Origin of the sequence: Anaerorhabdus sp., from assembly GCF_036657415.1 — a bacterium.
Classification (GTDB): domain Bacteria; phylum Bacillota_I; class Bacilli_A; order Erysipelotrichales; family Erysipelotrichaceae; genus Anaerorhabdus.
This window is the reverse complement of record NZ_JAVXGL010000111.1, coordinates 1-5,173: the sequence shown is the minus strand read 5'-3', so window position 1 is coordinate 5,173 and position 5,173 is coordinate 1. Positions and strand designations below refer to the sequence as shown.

Below are 5,173 nucleotides of genomic sequence, written 5' to 3'. Positions count from 1 at the left end.
CAGCAAAGAAAGTTGCGCCAAAAAAGAAAGCAGTTGCAGTAAAAGTGCCTGCTAAAAAAGTTGTGGCTAAACCAGTAAAAAAAGCTGTTGTTAAGAATGCACCAAAAGCTACAAAGAAATCTGTAGTGAGTAAAAAAGTAGCAAGTAAAGTACCTGCAAAAAAGGTAGCTGTTAAGCAAACTACACAAAAAGCGGTAACTAAGAAAGCTGTACCTGCAAGAAAAGTTACGAAACCATCAACAAAGAAATCTCCAATAACAAAAGCACCTGTAAAGAAATTGGTTAAAGAGACTCCTAAGAAAAAGACTGTAAAAACAGTTGAACCAAAGAAAGTTCAACCTAAATCTGTTAATAAAATCAAAACTACAAAGAAAGTGATTGAGGAACCTAAGAAAATTATGGACAAGAAAACTTCTTCTGTAGAAAAGAAAAGCAAAATTAAAGAACCTGTACAAGAAGTACAAAAAGAAATAAAAACTTCGGTAGAAGTAGTGAAAAAAGAAGAACCTAAAAACGGAAAAAACAAAATAGAAAAGAAAGAATTAGAAATTGTGAGTGATAAAGTGAATATTCAGGAAATTAAAACTATTAAGAATGAGACAAAAGCTACTAAGATTGAAGTTTATAAAGGTAAAGGTAAAACAAAACAACTAAAGACTTTAGATGAACTTAAAGAAGACTTCAAAGAAGTTTATCAAAAAGATAAAATGATTTATCAAAATGACATTATGAATGCATTAGATCATTTAGATTTGAATGATTCTGAAATGGAAGATTTATATGATTGGTTCTCAAGTGAAGATATCGCAATTTCTGAAGATGAAGATATTGCGGAAGAATTAACTACAGAAGCTGATGATTTAGAATTTTTAGCGGATGATTCAGAAGAACTAGATGAAGCAGATGTTGAAGAAATTGAAAAACCAGTATTAGAAGTTAATTATACTGAGTCACCTAATGTGCGTATTAATGATCCAGTAAAAATGTATTTAAAAGAAATTGGACGTGTACCTCTTTTAAAAGCAGATGATGAACCTGAAATTGCAAAACGTATTGAAGAAGGTGATGAGGAAGCAAAACGCATTCTTATTTCTGCAAACTTGCGTTTGGTTGTTTCCATTGCTAAGAAATATGTAGGTCGTGGAATGTTATTCTTAGACTTAATTCAAGAAGGTAACATGGGACTTGTCAAAGCAGTAGAAAAATTCGATTATACAAAAGGATTTAAATTCAGTACATATGCTACTTGGTGGATTCGTCAAGCAATTACTCGTGCAATCGCTGACCAAGCAAGAACAATTCGTATTCCAGTGCATATGGTAGAAACAATTAACAAATTGACACGTATTCAACGTCAGTTAGTTCAAGATTTAGGTCGTGAACCTACTGCTGAAGAAATTTCAGCTAAAATGGAAGGAATTTCTCCAGAAAAAGTACGTGAGATTCAAAAAATTGCACTTGAGCCAGTATCATTAGAAACACCTATTGGTGAAGAAGATGATTCTCATTTAGGCGATTTCATTGAAGATAAAGATGCTCTTAGTCCTGATCAATATGCAAATAATCAATTATTGAAGGATGAAATTAATATGGTACTACAAGGCCTAACTGAAAGAGAAGAAAAAGTTCTTCGATTGCGTTTTGGTTTATATGATGGACGTACTAGAACACTTGAAGAAGTGGGTAAAGAGTTTAATGTAACTCGTGAACGTATTCGTCAAATTGAAGCCAAAGCTTTACGTAAATTGAAACATCCTACACGTTCTAAACGTTTACGTGATTTTGTAGACAAAGGGTAAAAATTTGAATAAACGGTTAACAGCGATTAAAAATCTTGTAGAACCTAATCTTATTGTTGCGGATATTGGTACAGATCATGCATTTGTGCCAATTGCTCTAGTAAATGAAGACATATCACCAAAATGTTATGCATGTGATGTTATCGAAGGACCATGTAAAATTGCAAAATCGCATATCGAAAGAGAAGGATTAACGGATTATATCCAAGTGATTCAATCTGATGGTTTTGAAAATGTACCTGATGATGCCAATGTTGCGATTCTAGCAGGTATGGGTTTCACAACTGCAAAGCAAATTATGGAAGATGCAATGCCTCGTTTGTATAAATACAAGCAAATTATTGTTCAAGTGAATAAAGATGTTATGGATTTGCGTAAATGGATATCAGACCATCATTTTACAATCATTGATGAAAAGCTTGTCTATGATGAACGCTTTTATCAAATTATCGTCTTCAATACAAACTATCATCCAGAATACAGTGATTTACATATTACTTTTGGACCTCATTTAATGAAGGAAAGAAGTAAATTATTTATTGAATACTGTGAAGAAAGTTTAAAGACATATGAAATGATTTTAGAAGTTTTGCCAAAAACGGATAAACGCTATCCTAAGATATCACATCAAGTCCAAATATTTAGAGCAATGTTGGATAAATAATGAAGAGCAAAAGAGTCTATGAAGTAGACTCTTTTTGTTTTATAATCATCATAAGAAGAGAATAATAATGGACAATAATTGCAAGTATTACTTGGTTCATGGCTTGTTATTATAGTTGCTTTATTATTTTCTTTGTTACATACATCGTGATTCTTTGCTTGCACTGGATGATTTGTAAATACTAAATAGAGGTCGCTATGGTGAAAAATAAAACAATTGAACTTCTTTATGATAAAGATCCAAATAAAGCATACAAGGCTCTTCAAGAGATTGAGAAGCTTACAGAACAAAGCAATGAATACTATTGTTATTTTGATACATTTTTAGCAATGCTTACAGATGAGCATACGTTTATGAGGATGCGTGGTGTGCGCATGATTTGTGCTTTATCAAAATGGGATGTTGATAATAAGATTAATCCAGCATTGGAATTGATTCTAACAATATTCGATGATGAAAAACCATCGGTTGTTAGGCAGGCATGTCAAGCATTTGAAATATTGGTTACAAATAAAAGAGAACTTCGCCAGCGTATAAAAGATAAATTGGACAAGGTTCAACCGCTGAAATATAAAGAATCAATGCAGGGATTAATAAAAAAGATATTAATCATTTACAATTAATGATTGAATATCTTGAAGAACAATAAAAAAAGCACGGCTTACCGTGCAATTTTTTTGAATTAGATTGCGTTTACTGCTTTTGCTAAACGAGCTTTTTGACGAGCAACATAGTTATCATGTTTGATATGACTAGTAATTGCTTTATCAAGTAAAGAGTTAGCTTTGTTTAATGCAGTAGTGGCAGTTTCTTTATCTTTCGCTGCAACAGCTGCAAGAACGTCTTTAATTGCAGTTTTTAATGCTGTTTTTTCGCCAGCCTTTGCAACGTTTCTCTTTAAATTCGTAATTGCACGTTTCTTTTGAGATTTAATGTTTGCCATTTGTACACCTCCTGTATATTAACCTATAGAATTATAACAAAACATCAAATAAATTGCAAACAAACATGTTATAATCATGCAAGAGGTGGTAATTAATGGATAAACCAAGAATAATTTTTATGGGAACACCACAATTTTCATGTGGAATTCTTGAAACCTTAGTTGAAATGGGTGAAAATGTTGTTGCTGTTGTAACGCAACCGGATAAAAAAGTAGGTAGAAAACAAGAAATTCAGGAGACTCCAATTAAGATTAAAGCAAAAGAGTATGGAATTCCAGTTCTTCAACCAATAAAAATAAAAGAATCAATTGAGGATGTATTAGCATTTAAACCAGATTTGATTGTAACGGCAGCCTATGGGCAATTAATTCCAGATGCTATTCTTGAGGCGCCAAAGTATCGTTGTATAAATGTACATGCTTCACTCTTGCCTAAATATCGTGGCGGAGCACCTATCCATATGGCAATTATCAATGGTGAAAAAGAAACTGGTATTACAATTATGTATATGGAAAAGAAGATGGATTCTGGCGATATATTAACACAAAGAGCATTGCCAATCGAGATTGAAGATACAACTTCTGATTTGTTTGAAAAGTTGGAACTCGTAGGAAAAGAATTACTAAAAGAAACATTGCCTAAATTACTCAATGGTGAGATAACTCCTATTTCTCAAAATGAAGATGATGTTACATTTGCTTGGAATATATCGAAAGAACAGGAATTTATTTCATTTAAAAGACCAGTGTTAGAAGTCTACAATCATATTCGAGGATTGATTTCATGGCCTGTAGGATATGGAGTGATAGAAGGAAAGAAAATAAAACTGCATAAGGTTCATTTTGTTGAAGAAGATCATCAAGTTAAACCAGGTCAATGCATTGGGTTAATTGATGATGCTTTTGTAATTGCCTGTGAGGGTGGATTTATTTATGTAGATGAACTTCAACTAGAAGGAAAAACAAAAACACTTGCAAAAGATTTCTATCATGGCAGTGGTAAAAATTATGTTGGAAAATTTTTTGAATAGCGTTGACTTCAATAATTAAATAGAGTATTATCTTCAAGGATACCTTTAAGATAGCACGAGATGCTATAAAGGAAGCACAGTAATGATACAATTACGAGTCTTTTTACTTAAGGGTAAAAAGGCTCTTTTTCTGTAGGTATCCAAATTATAGGAGGGTACAATGAAAAAAAATAAGTTAGCAATTCAAATGTTTATTGGTATGATTTGTGGATTAGTAGTAGGGGGAAGTTTTTTATTCTTACGTGAAAATTTACTAGCAAATGGAAACTCAGAATTATGGACAATGATTAATAATATATTGTTCGTTGATATTTCACAAGAAGGTGCAACACAAGGAATAGGTATTCTATTTATTATTGGTCAATTATTTGTAAATGCTTTGCAAATTATTATAGTACCAATGGTATTCACATCAATTGTTATTGCAATGTGTCGAATTACAGATACAAAAAAGTTAGGAAGAATTTCATACAAAACAATTTTGTTATTTGCGGTAACAGGATTTATAGGAATTTTATTTGCAGGAATTGTAGGTATGATTATTTATAATATGGGTTATTTCAATGTAGCGGTTGAGGGTCTAAATGCAGCTACAGGATCTACTGGTAGTAATCCATTGAATGTTTTTCTTGGCATTATTCCAAATAACCTATTAGCAGCTTTTTCCTCTAATGGAAAAGTATTATCCGTTGTCTTTGTTGCAGTAGTTGTTGGATTTAGCATTAATGTACTTAAT

6 protein-coding genes are annotated in these 5,173 nt (G+C 32.1%); 5 read left to right on the top strand and 1 reads right to left on the bottom strand.

Annotation, left to right across the window (positions count from 1 at the left end; all coding sequences use genetic code 11):
- Window positions 1-614: 614 nt before the first annotated feature.
- From rpoD to RSB60_RS10770, 3 genes are all read left to right on the top strand, one after another.
- The gene (gene rpoD / locus RSB60_RS10780; protein WP_323380813.1) at window positions 615-1,799 is read left to right on the top strand and encodes an RNA polymerase sigma factor RpoD; all 1,185 of its coding nucleotides are present in this window, start codon (window positions 615-617) and stop codon (window positions 1,797-1,799) included.
- Window positions 1,800-1,803: 4 nt separating this feature from the next.
- Entirely contained in the window at window positions 1,804-2,463 is a 660-nt protein-coding gene (locus RSB60_RS10775; protein ID WP_332616288.1) for a tRNA (adenine(22)-N(1))-methyltransferase, read from the top strand.
- A gap of 197 nt (window positions 2,464-2,660) precedes the next feature.
- A complete protein-coding gene (locus RSB60_RS10770) occupies window positions 2,661-3,086 on the top strand; it encodes a hypothetical protein (protein WP_332616286.1) in 426 nt (141 codons plus the stop codon).
- Between the two features lie 59 nt (window positions 3,087-3,145).
- On the opposite strand, the gene rpsT is transcribed toward RSB60_RS10770, so the two are convergent.
- Window positions 3,146-3,406 (bottom strand): 30S ribosomal protein S20, encoded by a 261-nt coding sequence (gene rpsT, locus RSB60_RS10765; RefSeq protein ID WP_323380627.1) that lies wholly within the window; start codon window positions 3,404-3,406, stop codon window positions 3,146-3,148.
- 95 nt (window positions 3,407-3,501) lie between these two features.
- On the opposite strand from rpsT, the gene fmt reads away from it, so the two are divergent.
- Both fmt and RSB60_RS10755 read left to right on the top strand, forming a co-directional pair.
- The gene (gene fmt, locus RSB60_RS10760; protein ID WP_332616284.1) at window positions 3,502-4,437 is read left to right on the top strand and encodes a methionyl-tRNA formyltransferase; all 936 of its coding nucleotides are present in this window, start codon (window positions 3,502-3,504) and stop codon (window positions 4,435-4,437) included.
- 160 nt (window positions 4,438-4,597) lie between these two features.
- The coding region (locus RSB60_RS10755; protein WP_332616282.1) for a cation:dicarboxylate symporter family transporter at window positions 4,598-5,173 on the top strand (576 nt) is incomplete at its 3' end.